This window comes from Sphingopyxis sp. Q841 (assembly GCF_052384365.1).
GTDB lineage: Bacteria > Pseudomonadota > Alphaproteobacteria > Sphingomonadales > Sphingomonadaceae > Sphingopyxis > Sphingopyxis terrae_A.
Window position 1 is genome coordinate 460,368 of record NZ_JBQSUM010000001.1, and the last position, 18,123, is coordinate 478,490.

Sequence of the window (18,123 nt, forward strand, 5' to 3'; positions counted from 1 at the left end):
GTTTCAGTTGAGGCGCTGGCTGACCGACAGCGCATGCGCGGGAAGTCCCTCGGCATCCGCAAGCGCGACCGCTGCGGGTCCGATGGCCGCAAGGCTCGCTTCGTCGAGCGCCAGGAAGCTGGTGCGTTTCATGAAATCGGTGACCGAAAGCCCGCTCGAAAAACGGGCGCGGCGGCCGGTCGGGAGGACGTGGTTGGGCCCGGCGACATAGTCTCCGATCGCCTCGGGCGTCTGACGGCCAAGGAAGACCGAGCCCGCGTGGCGCACGCGCGCGAACAGCGCGTCGGCCTCGGCGGGATCGACCGCGAGTTCCAGATGTTCGGGCGCCAGCCGGTCGCAGAGCGCGATCGCATCAGTCAGGTTCGGCACGACGATGATCGCGCCATTGTCGGCCCAACTCGCCTGCATTGTCGCCGCAGTGCTCAGCGTCGGAATAATCGCGGCGACCGCGTCGGCGACCGCATCGGCAAAGGCGCTATCGTCGGTGAACAGGATCGACTGGCTCGTCGGGTCATGTTCGGCCTGGCTCAAAAGGTCGGCGGCGATGACGTGCGGCGCGTTGCGGTTGTCGGCGACGACGACGATCTCGCTCGGCCCCGCGACCATGTCGATGCCGACGACGCCGTAAAGCTGGCGCTTCGCCTCGGCCACCCAGGCGTTGCCGGGGCCGGTGACGACATCGACCGGCGCGATCCGGCCGGTGCCATGGGCGAGCGCCGCGATCGCCTGCGCGCCGCCGATGCGCCAGATTTCGTCGACTCCGCCAATATGCGCCGCCGCCATCACGACGGGATTGGTTTCGCCGCCCGGCGTCGGCGTGACCATCACGATCCGCTCGACCCCCGCGACCTTGGCGGGCAGGATGTTCATCAGCACCGACGACGGATAGGCCGCGCGGCCGCCGGGAACATAGACGCCCGCGGCATCGACCGCACGCCAGCGCGCGCCGAGCCGGGCGCCGGCGGCATCGCGATAATCGCGGTCCTCGGGCAATTGCGCGGCGTGATAGGCCCGGATGCGCGTCGCCGCGAGGTCGAGCGCGCCCCGCAATTCGGGGGCCAGCGCCGCATAGGCCGCGGCGCAGTCCTCGGCGGTGATGCGCCAGCCGCTGCTGTCGAGGTCGAAGCGATCGAAGCGCGCGGTATAATCGGCCAGCGCCGCGTCGCCTTCGGCCTTTACCCGCGCGACAATCGCCGCGACATCGGCGGATACGTCCGACGCACTCTCGCGCCGGTCGTCGACCAGCGCGTCGAATGCGGCGGCAAAGCCGGGGTCGGAGGCGTCAAGCCGCCGCATCGCGGACGGCCTCGCGGAATTTCTCGACCAGCGCGGGCACCTCGGCCGAACGCAGCTTGAACGCCGCGCGATTGACGATGAGCCGCGCCGAAACCTCGCTGATGATCGTCTGTTCGGCGAGCGCATTTTCGACCAGAGTCCGCCCCGTCGACACAAGGTCGACGATGTGCGAAGCCAGCCCTAGCTTCGGCGCAATCTCCATCGCGCCGTTCAGCTTGATGCACTCGGCCTGAATCCCCTGCCCCTCGAACCAGCGGCGCGTCGTCGCGGGATATTTGGTCGCGACGCGGATATGGCTTTCGCCCAGCCCCGGCGGCGCGCTGCCCTCCGGCCCGGCGAGCGACAGACGGCAATGACCGATGCCGAGGTCGACCGGCGCATAGAGCTCCGAATAGTCGAACTCGTCGACGACGTCCGAACCCACGATGCCGAGCTGCGCGGCGCCGTGCGCCACGAAGGTCGCGACATCGAAGGCGCGTACGCGGATCAGCGAGATATGCGGCTGGTTCGTCCCGAACACGAGCGCGCGGCTCTTCTTGTCGAAGAAGTCGGCGGCCGGCTCGATGCCCACACGGGCGAGCAGCGGCAGCGCCTCGTCGAGGATGCGTCCCTTGGGGATGGCAAAGATGATCGGTTCGGGCATAAGCGAGGGCGCACATAAGCGCCAGCGGGAGAAAGGGCAATGAGCGAGCGGTACAAGTTCGTCGACATGAACGAAACCGGACCCGACGCCGTCCGCACCGCTTTTGCCAATCAGGTCGCCTATTGCCGCGCGGCCGAAGCGCCGATCACGGCGCGCATCGTCGCCGCTGTCGCAACGCTCCTCGACCGGCCCGAAACCGGCTTCGCACGCCGCATCGCCGACTGGCCCGGCGCGGCGCTTGCCGACGCGCTGCCGCTGCGCGCCGCCGGCGGGCTCCATGCGCTGCACCTTTCGGGCGCCGCAGACGATCTCGCGCCAATCTATGCCGACGCCAACGACATCAACGATGCCGTCATCGTGGCGGGCGTGGTGCGACGGCACGAGGCGGCGCTGCTGCCGTGGCTCGACGGTCCGCCGCAGACAAACGAGGCGGGCCGGTCGGCCAACTTCATCGCCGCAATGCTGTGGCTCGCCGATCAGGGCCTTCCTGCGCGTTTCGAGTGCCTCGAAATCGGATCGAGCGCGGGGATCAACCTGATGCTCGACCGTTATCATTACGACCTCGGCGGCGTCCAGGTCGGCCCCCAGCCCGGCGTCATGGCCTTCACCCCGGACTGGCAGGGCCGCCATCCGCCGCAGCATGCGATCGAAATCGTGTCGGCGAAGGGATGCGATGTCGCCCCCATCGATCTGACCGATCCGGCGCAGGCACTACGTCTCAAAGTGTTCGTCTGGCCCGAACATGCCATTCGCTTCGCGCGAATCGAGGCGGCGATCGTTGCCGCCGAAGCGCGGCCGCCCGACCTCGTGCGCATGACCGCGGCCGATTTCGTCGAACAGGAATTGGCAAAGCCGCAGGCCGCGGGCACGACGCGCCTATTGATGCACTCGATCGTCTGGCAATATGTCCCCGGCGACCAACAGGCGCGCATCACCGCCGCGATGGAAGCGGCGGGCGCACGCGCGACCGCGGACCGGCCGCTCGCCTGGGTCGCGCTGGAAGCGAATCGCACCGTTCACGGCCACGAACTCGTCGTGCGCCACTGGCCGGGCGGCGCGGCGCCGGTTATGCTGGCGCGCGCGCACCCGCATGGCGCGTGGATCGAGTGGTTGGTGTAACCCCGCACTTTCCGTAAACGTAAAGTGATTGCGCGCGCCGCCGCGACGCGATAGGCATATCGCATGTTTTTCGGCTTCCTCGACGAGCTTCGCGCCGCGGGCATTCCCGCCAGCCTGAAAGAGCATCTGATGCTGCTGGAGGCGCTCGACCGCGAGGTGATCGATCGCAGTCCCGAACAATTTTATTATCTCAGCCGCGCCATCTATGTGAAGGACGAAGGGCTGCTCGACCGCTTCGATCAGGTCTTCAATAAAGTCTTCAAGGGGCTGCTCACCGATTACGGTCAGAACCCCGTCGACATCCCCGAGGAATGGCTGAAGGCCGTTGCTGAGAAATATCTGACGCCCGAGGAGATGGAGGCGATCAAGGCGCTCGGCGACTGGGACGAGATCATGGAGACGCTGAAGAAGCGGCTCGAAGAACAGCAGAAGCGCCACCAGGGCGGCAACAAGTGGATCGGCACCGGCGGCACATCGCCCTTCGGCAATTCGGGCTATAATCCCGAAGGCGTGCGGATCGGCGGCGAAAGCAAGCACAAGCGCGCGCTGAAGGTCTGGGAAAAGCGCGAGTTCGCCAATCTCGACAACACCAAGGAACTCGGCACCCGCAACATCAAGATCGCGCTCCGCCGCCTGCGCAAATTCGCGCGCGAGGGCGCGGCCGACGAACTCGATATTCCCGGCACGATCGAAGGGACCGCGCGGCAGGGCTGGCTCGACATCCGCATGCGTCCCGAACGGCGCAATGCGGTCAAGCTGCTGCTTTTCCTCGACGTCGGCGGATCGATGGACCCGTTCATCAAGCTGTGCGAGGAATTGTTCAGCGCCGCGACAAGCGAATTCAAGAATCTCGAATTCTTCTATTTCCACAACTGCCCCTATGAAGGCGTGTGGAAAGACAACAAGCGCCGCTGGTCCGAACGCACGCCGATGTGGGATATCCTCCACAAATATGGCCACGACTACAAGCTGGTCTTCGTCGGCGATGCGTCGATGAGCGCTTATGAAATCACCCATCCGGGCGGCAGCGTCGAACATTTCAACGAAGAATCGGGCGCGGTGTGGATGCAGCGCATGACGCACGTCTATCCCGCCGCCGTGTGGTTGAACCCCGTTCCTTCGGCGCAATGGGGCTACACCCAGTCGGTGAAGCTGATCAAACAGTTGATGAACGACCGCATGTATCCGCTGACGCTGGCGGGGCTCGACGACGCGATGCGCGAACTGACGCGCAAGCATTGAGCCACGGTTTTCTTTAATCGTCATTGCGAGGGCCGAAGGCCCGTGGCAATCCAGAGCCTGCGTCAACCGCCCTGGATTGCTTCGCTCCGCTCGCAATGACGAGAAACTAGGCCCCGAATGATCGATCTCCCTCTCGTTACAATCCTTCTGCTCACCGGCTTCATCAACCTGATCGGTGCGCTGGCCTATGCCGCCCGCATCGCCGGCGTGCGGACGCGGCGGATCGCGATGTCGTTCGCGCTGTTCAACATCCTCGTGCTCTTTTCGCGCACCTCGAACAGTTTTCTGGGGCCGTTCCTCGCGAAGCGGATCGAAACGCGCATCCATGACGGCAGCGGCGCCTCGCTGTTCCTCGACATGCAATTGGTGCTGGCGGCGGCAAGCGTCGCGACGCTGCTCGGCATCCTGCTCGTTCCCACCGGCCAGCGCATGTTCGCCGCGGCGATCGGCTGGTACCAGAACAACCGCTCGACGACGCGGCTCGCGATGAAGGCGGTCAGCCCGAGCGGCCTGCGCACGATGCGCCAGTCGCTTCGTGTGCCCAGCCTTGGTCACCTCAAAGCCTGGCGCATGCCCAAGGGGATCGGCTGGGGTGTCCTGATCGCCAACTGCCTCGCGCAATCGCTCCTCGCGGTCGGCGTCGTCGCGTCGCTTTATGCGGGCTATCTCGCCCCCGAATTTCGCGTTACCGCTTCGCAGCTTTCGGCACTCATCAACGGCTTCGCGACGATCCTGCTCTTCGCCTTCATCGACCCGCAGCTGTCGGTGATGACCGACGACGCGGTCGAGGGCAAAGTCGACGAGAGTGATTTCCGCCGCGCGATCACCTTCATCTCGCTGAGCCGGCTCGCCGGCACGATCCTCGCGCAGGCGCTGTTGCTGCCCGCCGCGACGCTGATCGCTTACGTTTCCGTGCATGTCTGACGCGCCGATGCGGCACAGCCGCTTTCACGCCGTCCGCACGCGGCTCGAGGCGATGGCGGTCGAGCCCGGGCCGCGCGGCTGGTTTCTCGAATTTCTGGTGTTCGGCTTCAAACAGGGCTGGGCGTGCCTGTTCGGCGCGCTGATGCTCGCGCTTTTGCTCGGCACCCATCTATTCTGGCCCGACAGCGCGCCGGTCCACCGCTATGACGCGATCACCATCGGCGCGGTGCTGACCCAGCTCGGCATGCTCGCGTTCCGGCTCGAGACACCGCGGGAAGCGATCGTTATCCTGATCTTCCACATCGTCGGCACCGTCATGGAGCTGTTCAAGACCGCCGCGGGGTCATGGCAATATCCGGAAGGCAGCCTGCTCCACATCGGTGCGGTACCGCTGTTTTCAGGCTTCATGTACGCCGCGGTCGGCAGCTATATCGCGCGCGTCTGGCGCATCTTCGATTTCCGCTACACCGGCTATCCGCCGATGTGGACGAGTTACGCGCTTGCGGCCGCGATCTATGTCAACTTCTTCGCGCACCACTGGCTGCCCGACATCCGCTGGCTTCTGTTCGCCGTCACCGCGCTTCTCTTCTGGCGTTGTCAGGTGTGGTTCCGCCCGCTCCACATCCACCGCCGCATGCCGCTGCTCGTCGGCTGGGGCCTCGTCGCGCTGTTTATCTGGTTCGCGGAGAATATCGGTACCTTCGCGCGCGCCTGGACCTATCCCAGCCAGGCCGATGGCTGGCACATGGTGGGGTTCGAGAAGCTGGGCAGCTGGTATCTGCTGATGATCATCAGCTTCGTGCTGGTCAGTCTGGTGCAGCAACCGAAGGGGCCGGATCAACCAAACGGCTGATCGATCGAGGGCGGCGGCTCGCTGAACCATTTCGGGCCGCTGTCGGTCATGTGAAAGCAATCTTCCAGCCGGATACCGAACTCGCCGGGAATATAGATGCCGGGTTCGTTCGAAAAGCACATGCCCGCCGCCAGCTTCGTGGTTTCGCCGCGCACCAGATTGACCGGCTCATGCCCGTCGAGGCCGATCCCGTGGCCGGTGCGATGCGACGTGCCGGGCAGGCGATAGCCCGGCCCCCAGCCGAGCTTCTGGTAATAGGCGCGCACCGCATCGTCGACCGTTCCCGCCGCCGCACCGATTTGCGCCGCGGCGAAGGCGACGTCCTGCCCCTTGCGCATTTCGTCCCACACCTGCCGCTGGCGCGGGCTCGCCTTGCCGTAGACGAAGCTGCGCGAGATGTCGGACTGATAGCCGTGCACGGTCGCGCCGCAGTCCATCAGCACCACCTCGCCCGCCTTCACCGCCTGCGGCTTGCCCGATCCGTGCGGATAGGCGCTCGCTTCGCCGAGCAGGATCAGCTCGAATTCGCTGTTGCCGCCCAGCGCACGCGTCGCGGCGCGCATGATCGCGCCAATGTCGGCCGGGGTCATCCCCGCCTCGATCCGCGGCGCGGTGTGGCGATAGGCGGCGATGGTTATGTCGCTGGCGACCTGCATCAGCGCGAGTTCGGCCGCCGACTTGATCATGCGGCAACCGCGCACGACCGGCGCACCATTGACGACGCGCGCCTCCGGCATTGCCTTTTGCAGCGCGTCGACCGCGAAATAGCGCACCGTCTCCTCGACGCCGATCCTGCCCTTGGCAAGTCCGCGCTTCGCCAGCCAGTCTGAAACGAAGCGGAGCGGATTTTCATCCTCGTTCCAGGTCAGCACGTCGGCCGGAACGCCCAGGCTTTCGCGCACCGACGGTTCCTCGAAAAAGGGCGTGACGATCGCCACCTCGCCCTCGCACGTCAGCACCGCGGCCGTCAGCCGCTCGCTCCGCCACCATTCGACCCCGGTGAAATAGATGAGGCTCGACCCCGGCTCGATCAGCAGCGCGCCGATATCGTTCGCGCGCAGCAGCGCCGCCGCCTTCGCGATCCGCGTCTTGCGTTCGTCGGCACCGATCGGGACGGCCTTTGCCGCGAGGTTGGGGAGGCCCGCGGTGTCGGCAGCGAGCGCGGAAATCGGCACACTCGCCACCAATCCGGTCAGCGCCGCCGTACCCAGAAATTGCCGCCGCTGCATCGCCATCCCCTTATCCCTGGTAAATCAGCAAATCCGCAATCTCTTCACGCCACGCCGCCTCGTCGGGCAGCGCCAGCGCGTCGAGGTCGCCCGGCGCTGCCGCCGCATCATCGACCCACAGGCGCAAGTCGGACCCGCCGTTGATCACGTCGATCGCAAGCACATCGTCGGTATATTCATATTTGAAATCCTTGCCGCGCCAGATCGGATAATCGGGATAGAGCGCGCGGATCGCCTTGAAGCCCAGCGCCTGCACGCGCCACGGGCGGAACGTCGCATGGTCGTACCACGGGCCGTCAGCGTGGATATGGATGCCGCTGTTGAGCTGTCCCTTATGCTTGTGAAAGGTCGGCTCGAACCAGATGTCGCGCAGTTTGCAGCCCGTCAGCCATTCGGGGGCGAGCCGGTGCATCTCGGCGATCACCGCCCGCGCATCGATGTCGGGCGCGCCGAAGAGTTCGAGCGGGCGCGTCGTCCCCCGCCCCTCGCTGAGCGTCGCGCCCTCGACCATCACCGTCCCGGCATAGGCGCGCGCCATGTTGACGTTCGGCGCATTGGGACTGGGATTGATCCAAGCGCGGTCAGCGGGCCAGCCGAAACCCGGACCATCGGGCTGCCACCCCTCCATCGCGATGACACGATAGTCGACGTCGACGCCGAAGTGGCGAAGGAACCAGTGCCCCATTTCGCCCAGCGTCAACCCGTGGCGCATCGCCATCGGCCCCGCACCGACGAAGCTTTCCCATCCGGCGCGCAGGAGCATGCCTTCGACCGGGCGCCCCGCGGGATTGGGCCGGTCGAGCACCCACACCGCCTTGCCGTGCGCCGCCGCGGCCTCGAGGATGTAGAGCAAGGTGGTGACATAGGTGTAGATGCGGCAACCCAGATCCTGAAGATCGACGAGCATCACGTCGAACGTGTGCATCGCCTGCCCGGTCGGCCGCCGCACTTCGCCGTAGAGGCTGAACACCGGCATGCCGTAGGCCGGATCGGTGAAGTCGGGCGACTCCATCATATTGTCCTGCAGGTCGCCGCGCACACCATGTTGCGGCCCGAACACCGCGGTGACATTCACCCCCGCCGCGACCAGCGCGTCGATGCTGTGCGTCAGGTCGGCCGTCACCGACGCGGGATGCGCGAGCAGCGCGACGCGTTGCCCCTCGAGCGGTTTGCGAAGCGCCGGATCGGCGAGCAGACGGTCGATGCCAAATGTCACGGTCATGCTGCCCCGGGTGCCCCAAGCGTCAGTTGAAAGCAATCGGGATGATGGAAGTCGGGCTTGCCGGGCGGGTGCCGCAGTGCCCAATAGCTTTTGGTGCCGTCCAGTTCCTCGATCACCGCCGACAGCGCGAGCTTGCTGCCGCGATCGGGATAGATGCCCGGTTCGATGCGCAGGATATAGAGCGCGGCGCCGCGCTCGCACGTCATGTCCCACGGCGCCAGATCGTCGCTTTTCAAGAGCGAGCGATAATCGTCGAACTGGTAGCAGGCCCAGCGGCCATCGGGCGCATAGTTGAACTCGGTATAGTCGGGCTGCCCCTCTTCGGTCAGAAACGCCTCGAAGCAGCTGCTCTGCCATAGCCCGTCGGTCGCCGTGTCGGCGATGACGAGCTGTCCTTCGCAGGGCGGCAGCACCAAGGCGCCGATATCGCCCTCGACCCCGAAGCGTAGCGAAAAACCGTCTTCGAACGACAGCGCCACCTCCGCCCACACCGCGCGCACCGCTTTCGCGGGCGTCCCGGGGTGGCAGATCAGCTTTGTGCGCATGCTATCCAAATCGCAAACCCCATGCTAAGCGCCCCCCGCTTTCAATGAGGCCGCCATGACGAACTATAAATCCGACCTGCTGCGCCTGCTCGACGAGCGAGGCTATATCCATCAGATGACCGACGCGGAAGGGCTCGATGCGCTTGCCGCCAAACAGGTCGTCCCGGGATATATCGGCTTCGACGCGACGGCGCCCAGCCTGCATGTCGGAAGTCTCGTCCAGATCATGATGCTGCGCCGCCTGCAGCAGACGGGGCACAAGCCGGTCGTGCTGATGGGCGGCGGGACGACGCGGATCGGCGATCCCACGGGGCGCGACGAGAGCCGCAAGATGCTGTCGGACGAAACGATCGCCGCGAACATCGCGTCGATCCGCACGATCTTCGAACCCTTTCTGATCTTCGGCGACGGCCCGACCGACGCGGTGATGGTCGACAATCAGGACTGGCTGGGCAAGCTCGGTTATATCGAGCTGCTTCAGGAAGTCGGGACGCATTTCACGATCAATCGCATGCTGACCTTCGATTCGGTCAAGCTGCGCCTCGAACGCGAACAGCCGATGACCTTCCTCGAATTCAACTACATGATCCTTCAGGGGTACGACTTCCGCCATCTGTCGAAGGCGATGGACGTGCGGCTCCAGATGGGCGGATCGGACCAGTGGGGCAATATCGTCAACGGCATGGAACTCGGTCGCCGCATGGACGGCGCCGAACTCTTCGGGCTGACGACTCCGCTGCTGACCACCGCCGCGGGGGCCAAAATGGGCAAAACCGCCGCCGGCGCCGTCTGGTTAAATGCAGATCAACTGTCCCATTTTGACTATTGGCAATATTGGCGCAACTGCGACGACCGTGACGTCGGCCGCTTCCTGAAGCTGTTCACCGACCTTCCGCTTGCCGAGATCGCGCGGCTCGAAGCGCTCGAAGGCGCCGAGATCAACGAAGCGAAAAAGATTCTCGCCAACGAAGCGACCGCGCTGTGCCGCGGCGCCGATGCGGCGAAGGCTGCGGCGGAAACCGCGACGCAAACCTTTGAAAAGGGCCACATCGGCGGCGACCTGCCGCGCGTTTCGGCCCCGGCCGAAGGGATCGGCATCCTGAACGCGCTGCGCGAAATGGGTTTTGCGGCGTCGAACAAGGAGGCGCGCCGCAAGCTCGACGAGGGGGCGGTGAAGGTCGACGGCACGGTGATCCGCGACCCGCATTATCTGGTCGTGCCCGGCGAAAACGACGTGCCGGTCAGCCTGGGGACAAAGAAGCACGGGCTCGTCACGCGCTGAATCCGCAAAAAAGCGTTTACGGATTCTTCAGCAATCGCGATGATCTTCTCCGGCAAACCACAAAGGTCCGGGACGTATGCGTAAGATTGACACGAGCAAAGCCCACTATGTCGGGCTCGACCAGCGAATTGCTCCGCGCAGCGACGTTTACTGTCGCCTGCCCTTCGTGCTGCCCGACGGGCGGCAGGAAATGTGCACCTGCGTCAACATCAGCGCCGACGGCTTGCTGATGCGCTACGAACGCGGGCTGGAGCCAGGCGATCTGGTCGTGTTCCGCATGCCCATCATCGGCCGCACGGCGGCAAAGGTCGTCTGGTCGCTCGGCGGCAAGACCGGTGTGCAGTTCGAAAAATCGATCACCGCCGAAGATTATCTGCCGATGATCCGCGCCATGGGCGCCCGCGGCGACGTAAACTAGCGCTTCCCGATCGCGGCGCCCCCGCGCAGGCGGGGGCCGTTGGAGACCTGTCTCTCCGTCGTTGCGTAAACTGCCAGCGGCCCCCGCCTGCGCGGGGGCGACGCTTGCTCACCCACTCCGCAGCAGCGGCACCGCCGCATCGCGCTCGAACAGATACAGGCAAAGCCGCACCGCTTCGCCGCGCGCGCCTTCCATTCCGCCGTCGCGTTCGACGAACAGCCGCGCATCGTCATGCGCCACCGGCAAGAGGCGAACGAGCTGTTCGGGCGTCGCCAAACGATAATCGGCGTCGCCCGACTGCTTGAGCCCGAGCAATTCGCCGCCGCCGCGCAGCTCCAGATCCTTTTCGGCGATCACGAAGCCATCGTTCGTGTCGCGCATCAACGCGAGCCGCTCGCGCGCCGTTTCGGACAGAGTCTGCGATCGCAGCAGCAGGCACACCGATTTCGCCGTTCCGCGTCCGACGCGGCCGCGGAGCTGGTGGAGCTGGGCCAGCCCGAAGCGGTCCGCATGCTCGACGATCATCAGGCTGGCGGCGGGGACATTGACCCCGACCTCGATCACCGTCGTCGCAACGAGAACGCCGATCTCGCCCGCCTCGAACCGTGCCATGACGTCATCCTTGTCCGGCCCTTTCATGCGGCCATGGACCAGCCCGACGCGCGCCTCGCCGAACCGGGCGCGGAGCAGCGCGGCGCGATCTTCGGCCGCCGCCAGTTCGCTCGCCTCGCTCTCGGCCACCAGCGGGCACACCCAATAGGCCTGCGCACCGCTCGCCAGATGCCGGGCCAGGCCGTCGATCACTTCGTCGAGCCGGTCGACCGACACGACGCGCGTATCGACGGGCGTCCGCCCGGGCGGCATTTCGTCGAGCCGCGACACGTCCATCTCGCCATGGTTGGCGAGCAGCAGCGTGCGGGGGATCGGCGTGGCGGTCATGACCAGCAGATGCGGCGGACGCGCCGCCTTGTTCGTCAGCATCAGTCGCTGGGCCACGCCGAAACGATGCTGTTCGTCGACCACGACGAGCGACAGATCACGGTAGTTTACCGCGTCCTGAAAGATCGCATGCGTTCCGACCAATATGTCGATGCTGCCGTCGGCAAGCCCCATCAGCGTCGATTCGCGCGCCCGTCCCTTGTCGCGGCCGGTCAGGATGGCGAGATTGACGGGCAGCCCGGCGAGCATTGATTGCAAGGTCGCATAATGCTGGCGGGCCAGAATCTCGGTCGGCGCGAGCAGCGCCGCCTGCGTTCCCGCTTCTACCGCCGCCAGCATCGCGCGCAGCGCGACAAGCGTCTTGCCCGATCCGACATCGCCCTGCAGCATGCGCAGCATCGGCGTGTCCTGCGCCATGTCGCCGGCGATCTCGCGCCCGACGCGCTCCTGCGCGCCGGTCAGGCCAAACGGCAGCCTTAGCGCATCGACCAATCGCCCGTCGCCGCGCACCGCCCTCCCCCGCCGATTGCGCAATCCCTGCCGGATCAGCATCAGCGCGACCTGACTGGCGAATATTTCGTCGTAGGCGAGCCGGTCGCGCGCCGCTTCGTCGCGCGGGCTGGCGTGGGCGCGTTCCATCGCATCGCGCCACGCTGGCCAGTTGCGGCTCGCCAGCAGCGGCGCGTCGATCCATTCGGCAAGTTCGGGTCGCCGCTCGAGCGCCACCGCCGCCAGCTGCGACAGCCGCGCATTGGTCAGCCCTTCGGTCAGCGGATAGACGGGTTCATGTTCCGCAATCCCGGCTTCGTCCCCCGGTTCGGCGACATGGTCGGGGTGCACGATCTGGCGCATATCGCCATAAAGATCGAGCCGCCCCGACACCCGGCGCTTCTCCCCCAGGGGGAACAGTTTGCGCGCCAGACCCGACGTTCGCCCGAAATAGACCAGCCGCACATGGTCGCCCGACGCGTCGAACGCCTCGACGCCGAAGGGCGCCCGCGGCGATCGGCCGGGGCGGTAATCCTGCGCGGTCAGATCGACGATGATCGTCTGTCCCGCCTGCGCCTGATCGAGCCGGTCGACGGGCACGCGCGAAATCAGGCCGGTCGGCAGATGGAACAGCACATCGACAACGCGCTCGAGCCCCAGCCGCGTCAGCGGCTTGGCAAGCTGCGGACCGACACCCTTGAGGTCGGTCAGCGCGGCAAAGAGCGGGTTGAGGATTTCGGGTCGCATGGCTAGGGCGTGTCTAGCCTCGTCTTTCCGTTCGTGTCGAGCGAAGGAAACCCAACCTCTCTTCCGTTTGTGCTGAGCTTGTCGAAGCACCGTCCTTATTTCCAGCGGCGGAAAGAGAGAACAGCCCTTCGACAAGCTCAGGGCGAACGGTGAGTGGGGGCGATGTCCGTTTTCACTTCATCGCTTGCGCGATTAAAAGGCCCGCCATGCAAGACCGCCTCAAACGCCTGAAATTCCGTGCCTGGCACCGCGGCACGCGCGAGGCCGACTATATGATCGGCGGCTTCTTCGATCGCTATGCGGCGGCGTGGGGCGAAGACGAAATCGCGTGGTTCGAAGCCGTCGTCGAAGAAGATGACGTCGACATCATGGCGTGGGCGCTCGGCACCGGGCACCCGCCCGCGCATCTCGACCGACCGGCAATGATCGCCGCGATGCGCCGGCTGGACTATATTCCGCTGCCATGACCCGTCCCTCCGCCGACATTTTCGCCGCCATCACGTCGGCGTCGGCACCGCTGACGCTCGCGCGCACCGCGGACGGCTTCCTGCCGCTGCTGCTCGCCGATCTGGCGCGCGCCAGCGACAAGCGGCTCGTCTATGTCGCGACCGACGATACCGCGATGCAGGCGGTCGCCGATGCCGCGCCTTTCTTTGCGCCCGACCTTGTCATCCATCGCTTTCCCGCCTGGGACTGTCTGCCCTATGACCGCGCCGGGCCGTCGATGCGCGTCAGCGCCGACCGGCTCGCCACGCTGTCGGCGCTGCAGGCGCCGCCGAAGCGCGGCGAACTGATCCTGACCACCGTCGCCGCGATCACCCAGCGCACCCTCACGCCCTTCCGCATCCGCCAGCTCGCGACCACGCTCGCACCGGGGCAGCGGATCGATCGCGACGCGCTTGCCGAACTGCTCGTCGCCAACGGGTTCAACCGCGTCGATACCGTCGCCGATCAGGGCGAATTCGCGGTGCGCGGCAGCCTCGTCGACCTTTTCCCCGCCGGCGAGGACGCGGGGCTGCGCGTCGACTTCTTTGGCGACGAGATCGAGAGTATTCGCCGCTTCGATCCCGCCGACCAGCGCAGTCTTGGCCCCGCCAAGTCGCTGCAACTGCTTCCTGCGGCCGAAACGCTGCTCGATCAGGACACGATCAAGCGCTTCCGGTCGAGCTACCGCGAGATGTTCGGCGCGCAGGCAACCGGCGATCCGCTCTATCAGGCGGTCAGCGAGGGCCGGCGGCAGGCGGGGATGGACCATTGGCTGCCGCTGTTCGAGGAACGGCTGGCGACACTGTTCGACCATATCGACCCCGCAACCCCGGTGCTGCGCGGCCACCGCACCGACGCGACGGCGGAGACGCGCTTCGATGCGATCACCGACTATCATGCAAACCGCGTTGCGGCCGAGCGCGAGCAGGCGGGCAGCTATCGCCCGCTCGCCCCCGACACGCTTTACCTGACCTCGAGCGAGTGGGCGGCTGCCGAGCGCGACCGGCCGGTGCATGTCGTCTCCCCCTTCGATGTCCCGCCCGCGCCGAACGTCATCGATCTCGAAAGCTTTGCCGCCCGCGATTTCACGCCCGAGCGCGCGGCCGACCTCAACGTCTATGACAAGGTCGCCGACCATCTGTCGGACGAACGCCGCAAGGGCCGCCGGACGATTATCGCCAGCTATTCGGCGGGCGCGCGCGACCGCTTGTCGGGGCTGCTCAGGGACCATGGCGTCAGCGCGCTTGCCTCCGCCGACGGCTGGCAGGAAGCACTCGGCACCGCTTCGGCCGATGCCGGCGGCGCGACCGCAATGGTCGTTCTTCCGCTCGACCACGGCTTCGCGAGCGACGCGATCAGCCTGCTCACCGAGCAGGATATTCTCGGCGAAAGGCTGGTACGTCGTCAAAAGCGCCGCAAAAGCGCCGACGCCTTCCTCGCCGAACTCGCGACGCTCAGCGTCGGCGATCTCGTCGTCCACCTCGATCATGGCATCGGCCGCTACGAAGGGCTGACGTCGATCCCGGTCGGGAAAAGCCCGCACGATTGCGTCGCGCTCACTTATGCGGGCGGCGACAAGCTCTACGTCCCCGTTGAAAATCTGGACGTCCTCTCGCGCTACGGCGGCGAGAGCGACGGGGTTGCGCTCGACAAGCTCGGCGGCGAGGCATGGCAGCGCCGCAAGGCGCGGATGAAAGAGCGCATCCGCGAAATCGCTGGCGAACTGCTCGCGACCGCGGCGCAGCGCGCGCTCCGCCCCGGCGAAGTGCTGGCGCAGGACGCCGCTTATCCCGCTTTCGCCGACCGTTTCCCCTACCAGGAAACCGACGATCAGGACCGCGCGATCGGCGACGTGCTGGAGGATATGGCGTCGGGCCGCCCGATGGACCGGCTCGTCTGCGGCGACGTCGGTTTCGGCAAGACCGAGGTTGCGCTCCGCGCCGCCTTCGTCGCGGCGATGGCGGGGGTGCAGGTCGCGGTGGTCGTGCCGACGACCTTACTCGCGCGCCAGCATTACACGAACTTCGTCGAGCGTTTCAAAGGCTTCCCGGTCAACATCGGCCGCCTGTCGCGTCTCGTGCCCGCGGGCGAAGCGCAGAAAACGCGCGACGGCCTCGCCAGCGGGCAAATCGATATCGTCGTAGGCACCCACGCGGTGATCGCGAAATCGGTGGAATTCCGTAATCTCGGCCTCGTCATCGTCGACGAGGAGCAGCGTTTCGGCGTCGTCCACAAGGAACGGCTGAAGCAGCTCAAGGCCGACGTCCATGTGCTGACGCTGACGGCGACGCCGATCCCGCGCACCTTGCAGATGGCGATGTCGGGGCTGCGCGAACTCAGCGTCATCCAGACGCCCCCGGTCGACCGTCTGGCGGTGCGCACCTATGTCGCGCCGTGGGATCCGGTGGTGATCCGCGAAGCGCTGCTGCGCGAGCATGACCGTGGCGGCCAAAGCTTCTTCGTCACCCCGCGCATCAAGGATCTGCCCGACATCGAGGAGTTCCTGCGCACCCGCGTCCCCGAAATCAAATATGTCGTCGCGCACGGCCAGATGGCGCCCGGCGAAGTCGAAGAGCGCATGAGCGCCTTCTACGATCGCAAATATGACGTGCTCGTATCGACCACGATCGTCGAAAGCGGCCTCGACATTCCGAGCGCCAACACCTTGATCGTGCACCGCGCCGACCGTTTCGGCCTGGCCCAGCTTTACCAGCTCCGCGGCCGCGTCGGCCGGTCAAAAACGCGCGCCTACGCGTACCTCACGACGCCCGAGGGCGGCGCGATCACCGACACCGCCGAAAAGCGGCTCAAGCTGCTCGGCGATCTCGACACCTTGGGGGCCGGCTTCCAGCTTGCCAGTCACGACCTCGACATTCGCGGCGCCGGCAATCTCGTCGGCGACGAACAGTCGGGACATATTCGCGAGGTCGGATTCGAACTCTATCAATCGATGCTCGAAGAGGCGATCCTCGTCGCCAAGGCCGAAGGTGCCGGCGTCGCACCGCCGCGCGAGGCCTTGTCGCCCGTTATCACCGTCGATGCGCCGATCCTTATCCCTGAAGATTACGTACCTGACCTGCCGCTACGCATGGCGCTCTATCGCCGCCTCAACGAGGCCGAGGACCGTACCGGGCTCGACGGTTTCGCGGCCGAGATGATCGACCGCTTCGGCCCGCTGCCGCCCGAAACCGCGAACCTCATCCAGCTCATGGAGATCAAGGCGAACGCGAGGGCGGCTGGCATCGCCAAGCTCGACGTCGGCACCAAGGGCGCCCTCGTCAGCTTCCACGGCGACCAGTTCGCCAATGTCCCCGGTCTGATCGCCTATGTCGAGCGGCTGAAGGGTCGCGCGCGCATCCGCCCCGACAACAAGCTGTCGGTGAGCGGCGACTGGATCAGCGCGGGCGCGCGGCTCAACGGCGCACTGCAACTGTCGAAAGGTTTGGGGAAACTCGCACGGCGGGCGAGCTAGAACGGCCGCTATTGCGGACTTATTCCATCAGCCCCGGCAGTTCGCTTCCCGGCACCGGCCCCGACTTCAGAAAGCCCTGCCAGGTCGCAACGCCCAGTTCGCGCAGCCGCTCGAGTTGGCGTTCGTTCTCGACCCCTTCGGCGACGACGAGCAATCCAAGCGCACGCGCAAGGTCCACGATCGCGCGCACCACGATGCGGTCGCGGTCGCTGCCGTCGATCGTGCGCGTGAAACCATTGTCGATCTTCAGATAGTCGATCGGCAGCCTGGCGAGCAGCGACAGGCTGGAATAGCCCGTTCCGAAATCGTCGATCGCGATTGCGCAGCCAAGCGCCCGGATTTGGGCAAGCTGTGCCGCTGCGCTGGCCGGATCGCTGAGCATAGCCTGTTCGGTGAGTTCGAGCGTCAGGCGGTCGGGATTGACACCAGTGGCCTTCACCATCGCCGCGAAACGGTCGGCGAAATCGGGATCGCCGAGGTCGGCGGCGGTGATGTTGAGCGACACGCGAAGCTTGCCGAGCGCCCGCGGCCAGCCGGCGATCTCGGCCAGCGCGACGCGATGCGCATGTTCGGTAAGCTCGCGTTCCATGCGCGCCGCGCGCGCTGCGGTAACCAGCGGTCCGGCGCCGAGCAGGCCGAGTTCGGGATGTTGCCAGCGCAGCAGCGCCTCGACCCCGATCATCGCTCCCGTCGCGACCTCATATTGCGGCTGATAGAAGATTGCGACCTCGTCATTGGCGAGCGCCGACTTGACCATCACACCGTCGCGCGCCGATGCGGGACGTGCGAGCTGGTCGGCAGCGGCGCGAAGCTGCTCCTCGACGGGCTCGTCGCGCGTGATCAGCGCCGTAACGATGCGAATCGCAAGCCGGCCATTCGGATCGCCGACCATCGGTTCGGCCAGCGCGACGTGCAAAGCCCGCTCCTGCGCGCGCAGCGCTCCGAGCGATAAGGGCACCGCAGGCACGATCAGGAAGCGCGGCCCCTCGAGCCGGCCGACGAACGAGCCATGACCGAATTCGTCAGCGGCAAAGGTTTCGAGCCGGCGCGCGACTTCGTCGAGCAGCGCGTTTCCGGTCTCGGTACCGGCGCTATGGTTGATTCGGGCGAGCTGGTCGACCTGGACCAGAATGACGCCCGCGTCGGCGCCGTGCCGACCGTGGAGATTTTCAAGGTGCCGAACGCTTTGTGCGTTCGTGTCAACTGTGCGATTCATT

Annotated in this window: 15 protein-coding genes; 8 read left to right on the top strand and 7 right to left on the bottom strand. The window is 66.1% G+C overall.

The window, feature by feature from the left end:
* Nucleotides 1-3 precede the first annotated feature (3 nt).
* Together hisD and hisG are read right to left on the bottom strand one after the other, a co-directional pair.
* Nucleotides 4-1,296, bottom strand: a complete 1,293-nt coding sequence (gene hisD, locus ACT17R_RS02375) for a histidinol dehydrogenase (RefSeq protein ID WP_444808901.1) — start codon at nucleotides 1,294-1,296, stop codon at nucleotides 4-6.
* On the bottom strand, nucleotides 1,283-1,939 hold the full coding sequence (hisG, locus tag ACT17R_RS02380; protein WP_062900357.1) for an ATP phosphoribosyltransferase: 657 nt from the start codon (nucleotides 1,937-1,939) through the stop codon (nucleotides 1,283-1,285). Before hisG ends, hisD begins: the two co-directional genes overlap by 14 nt.
* Before the next feature lie 39 nt (nucleotides 1,940-1,978).
* Between hisG and ACT17R_RS02385 the strand changes: the two genes are divergently transcribed.
* From ACT17R_RS02385 to ACT17R_RS02400, 4 genes are all read left to right on the top strand, one after another.
* Nucleotides 1,979-3,058 (top strand): DUF2332 domain-containing protein, encoded by a 1,080-nt coding sequence (locus ACT17R_RS02385; protein ID WP_444808902.1) that lies wholly within the window; start codon nucleotides 1,979-1,981, stop codon nucleotides 3,056-3,058.
* A 63-nt stretch (nucleotides 3,059-3,121) separates the two neighbouring features.
* Nucleotides 3,122-4,300, top strand: coding sequence for a vWA domain-containing protein (locus ACT17R_RS02390; RefSeq protein ID WP_186402416.1), 1,179 nt, complete (start codon nucleotides 3,122-3,124; stop codon nucleotides 4,298-4,300).
* A 117-nt stretch (nucleotides 4,301-4,417) separates the two neighbouring features.
* Nucleotides 4,418-5,224, top strand: coding sequence for a lipid II flippase Amj family protein (locus ACT17R_RS02395; RefSeq protein WP_444808903.1), 807 nt, complete (start codon nucleotides 4,418-4,420; stop codon nucleotides 5,222-5,224).
* Entirely contained in the window at nucleotides 5,217-6,077 is an 861-nt protein-coding gene (locus ACT17R_RS02400) for a DUF817 domain-containing protein (RefSeq protein ID WP_263587504.1), read from the top strand. Before ACT17R_RS02395 ends, ACT17R_RS02400 begins: the two co-directional genes overlap by 8 nt.
* Here the strand turns inward: ACT17R_RS02400 and ACT17R_RS02405 are convergent.
* The 3 genes from ACT17R_RS02405 to ACT17R_RS02415 are packed head-to-tail and all read right to left on the bottom strand — an operon-like array spanning nucleotide 6,062 to nucleotide 9,073.
* The gene (locus ACT17R_RS02405) at nucleotides 6,062-7,312 is read right to left on the bottom strand and encodes a M24 family metallopeptidase (protein WP_444808904.1); all 1,251 of its coding nucleotides are present in this window, start codon (nucleotides 7,310-7,312) and stop codon (nucleotides 6,062-6,064) included. The two genes, ACT17R_RS02400 and ACT17R_RS02405, sit on opposite strands and share 16 nt — an antisense overlap.
* Nucleotides 7,313-7,316: 4 nt before the next feature.
* On the bottom strand, nucleotides 7,317-8,522 hold the full coding sequence (locus ACT17R_RS02410; protein WP_444809386.1) for an exo-beta-N-acetylmuramidase NamZ family protein: 1,206 nt from the start codon (nucleotides 8,520-8,522) through the stop codon (nucleotides 7,317-7,319).
* Nucleotides 8,523-8,524: 2 nt separating this feature from the next.
* Nucleotides 8,525-9,073 (bottom strand): DOMON-like domain-containing protein, encoded by a 549-nt coding sequence (locus tag ACT17R_RS02415; RefSeq protein ID WP_444808905.1) that lies wholly within the window; start codon nucleotides 9,071-9,073, stop codon nucleotides 8,525-8,527.
* 55 nt (nucleotides 9,074-9,128) lie between these two features.
* Between ACT17R_RS02415 and tyrS the strand changes: the two genes are divergently transcribed.
* Both tyrS and ACT17R_RS02425 read left to right on the top strand, forming a co-directional pair.
* Nucleotides 9,129-10,355, top strand: coding sequence for a tyrosine--tRNA ligase (gene tyrS / locus ACT17R_RS02420; RefSeq protein WP_186402420.1), 1,227 nt, complete (start codon nucleotides 9,129-9,131; stop codon nucleotides 10,353-10,355).
* Nucleotides 10,356-10,431: 76 nt separating this feature from the next.
* Nucleotides 10,432-10,773, top strand: coding sequence for a PilZ domain-containing protein (locus tag ACT17R_RS02425; RefSeq protein WP_003039557.1), 342 nt, complete (start codon nucleotides 10,432-10,434; stop codon nucleotides 10,771-10,773).
* 108 nt (nucleotides 10,774-10,881) lie between these two features.
* On the opposite strand, the gene recG is transcribed toward ACT17R_RS02425, so the two are convergent.
* Entirely contained in the window at nucleotides 10,882-12,948 is a 2,067-nt protein-coding gene (gene recG, locus ACT17R_RS02430) for an ATP-dependent DNA helicase RecG (protein ID WP_444808906.1), read from the bottom strand.
* 206 nt (nucleotides 12,949-13,154) lie between these two features.
* Between recG and ACT17R_RS02435 the strand changes: the two genes are divergently transcribed.
* The gene (locus ACT17R_RS02435) at nucleotides 13,155-13,415 is read left to right on the top strand and encodes a succinate dehydrogenase assembly factor 2 (RefSeq protein WP_062900365.1); all 261 of its coding nucleotides are present in this window, start codon (nucleotides 13,155-13,157) and stop codon (nucleotides 13,413-13,415) included.
* Nucleotides 13,412-16,906: a transcription-repair coupling factor gene (gene mfd / locus ACT17R_RS02440; protein ID WP_444808907.1), complete on the top strand. Its 3,495-nt coding sequence runs from the start codon at nucleotides 13,412-13,414 to the stop codon at nucleotides 16,904-16,906. The genes ACT17R_RS02435 and mfd overlap by 4 nt, the downstream gene beginning before the upstream one ends.
* Before the next feature lie 19 nt (nucleotides 16,907-16,925).
* On the opposite strand, the gene ACT17R_RS02445 is transcribed toward mfd, so the two are convergent.
* Nucleotides 16,926-18,122: a GGDEF domain-containing phosphodiesterase gene (locus ACT17R_RS02445; protein ID WP_444808908.1), complete on the bottom strand. Its 1,197-nt coding sequence runs from the start codon at nucleotides 18,120-18,122 to the stop codon at nucleotides 16,926-16,928.
* Between the last annotated feature and the right edge of the window lies 1 nt (nucleotide 18,123).

Bases quoted from the DNA above. Each gene is read 5' to 3' on its own strand.
- ACT17R_RS02385 (WP_444808902.1), top strand. From the start codon at position 1,979: ATGAGCGAGCGGTACAAGTTCGTCGACATGAACGAAACCGGACCCGAC.
- ACT17R_RS02400 (WP_263587504.1), top strand. From the start codon at position 5,217: ATGTCTGACGCGCCGATGCGGCACAGCCGCTTTCACGCCGTCCGCACG.
- ACT17R_RS02425 (WP_003039557.1), top strand. From the start codon at position 10,432: ATGCGTAAGATTGACACGAGCAAAGCCCACTATGTCGGGCTCGACCAG.
- hisD (WP_444808901.1), bottom strand. From the start codon at position 1,296: ATGCGGCGGCTTGACGCCTCCGACCCCGGCTTTGCCGCCGCATTCGAC.
- ACT17R_RS02415 (WP_444808905.1), bottom strand. From the start codon at position 9,073: ATGCGCACAAAGCTGATCTGCCACCCCGGGACGCCCGCGAAAGCGGTG.
- ACT17R_RS02405 (WP_444808904.1), bottom strand. From the start codon at position 7,312: ATGGCGATGCAGCGGCGGCAATTTCTGGGTACGGCGGCGCTGACCGGA.
- tyrS (WP_186402420.1), top strand. From the start codon at position 9,129: ATGACGAACTATAAATCCGACCTGCTGCGCCTGCTCGACGAGCGAGGC.
- ACT17R_RS02435 (WP_062900365.1), top strand. From the start codon at position 13,155: ATGCAAGACCGCCTCAAACGCCTGAAATTCCGTGCCTGGCACCGCGGC.
- mfd (WP_444808907.1), top strand. From the start codon at position 13,412: ATGACCCGTCCCTCCGCCGACATTTTCGCCGCCATCACGTCGGCGTCG.
- ACT17R_RS02390 (WP_186402416.1), top strand. From the start codon at position 3,122: ATGTTTTTCGGCTTCCTCGACGAGCTTCGCGCCGCGGGCATTCCCGCC.
- hisG (WP_062900357.1), bottom strand. From the start codon at position 1,939: ATGCCCGAACCGATCATCTTTGCCATCCCCAAGGGACGCATCCTCGAC.
- ACT17R_RS02395 (WP_444808903.1), top strand. From the start codon at position 4,418: ATGATCGATCTCCCTCTCGTTACAATCCTTCTGCTCACCGGCTTCATC.
- ACT17R_RS02445 (WP_444808908.1), bottom strand. From the start codon at position 18,122: ATGAATCGCACAGTTGACACGAACGCACAAAGCGTTCGGCACCTTGAA.
- recG (WP_444808906.1), bottom strand. From the start codon at position 12,948: ATGCGACCCGAAATCCTCAACCCGCTCTTTGCCGCGCTGACCGACCTC.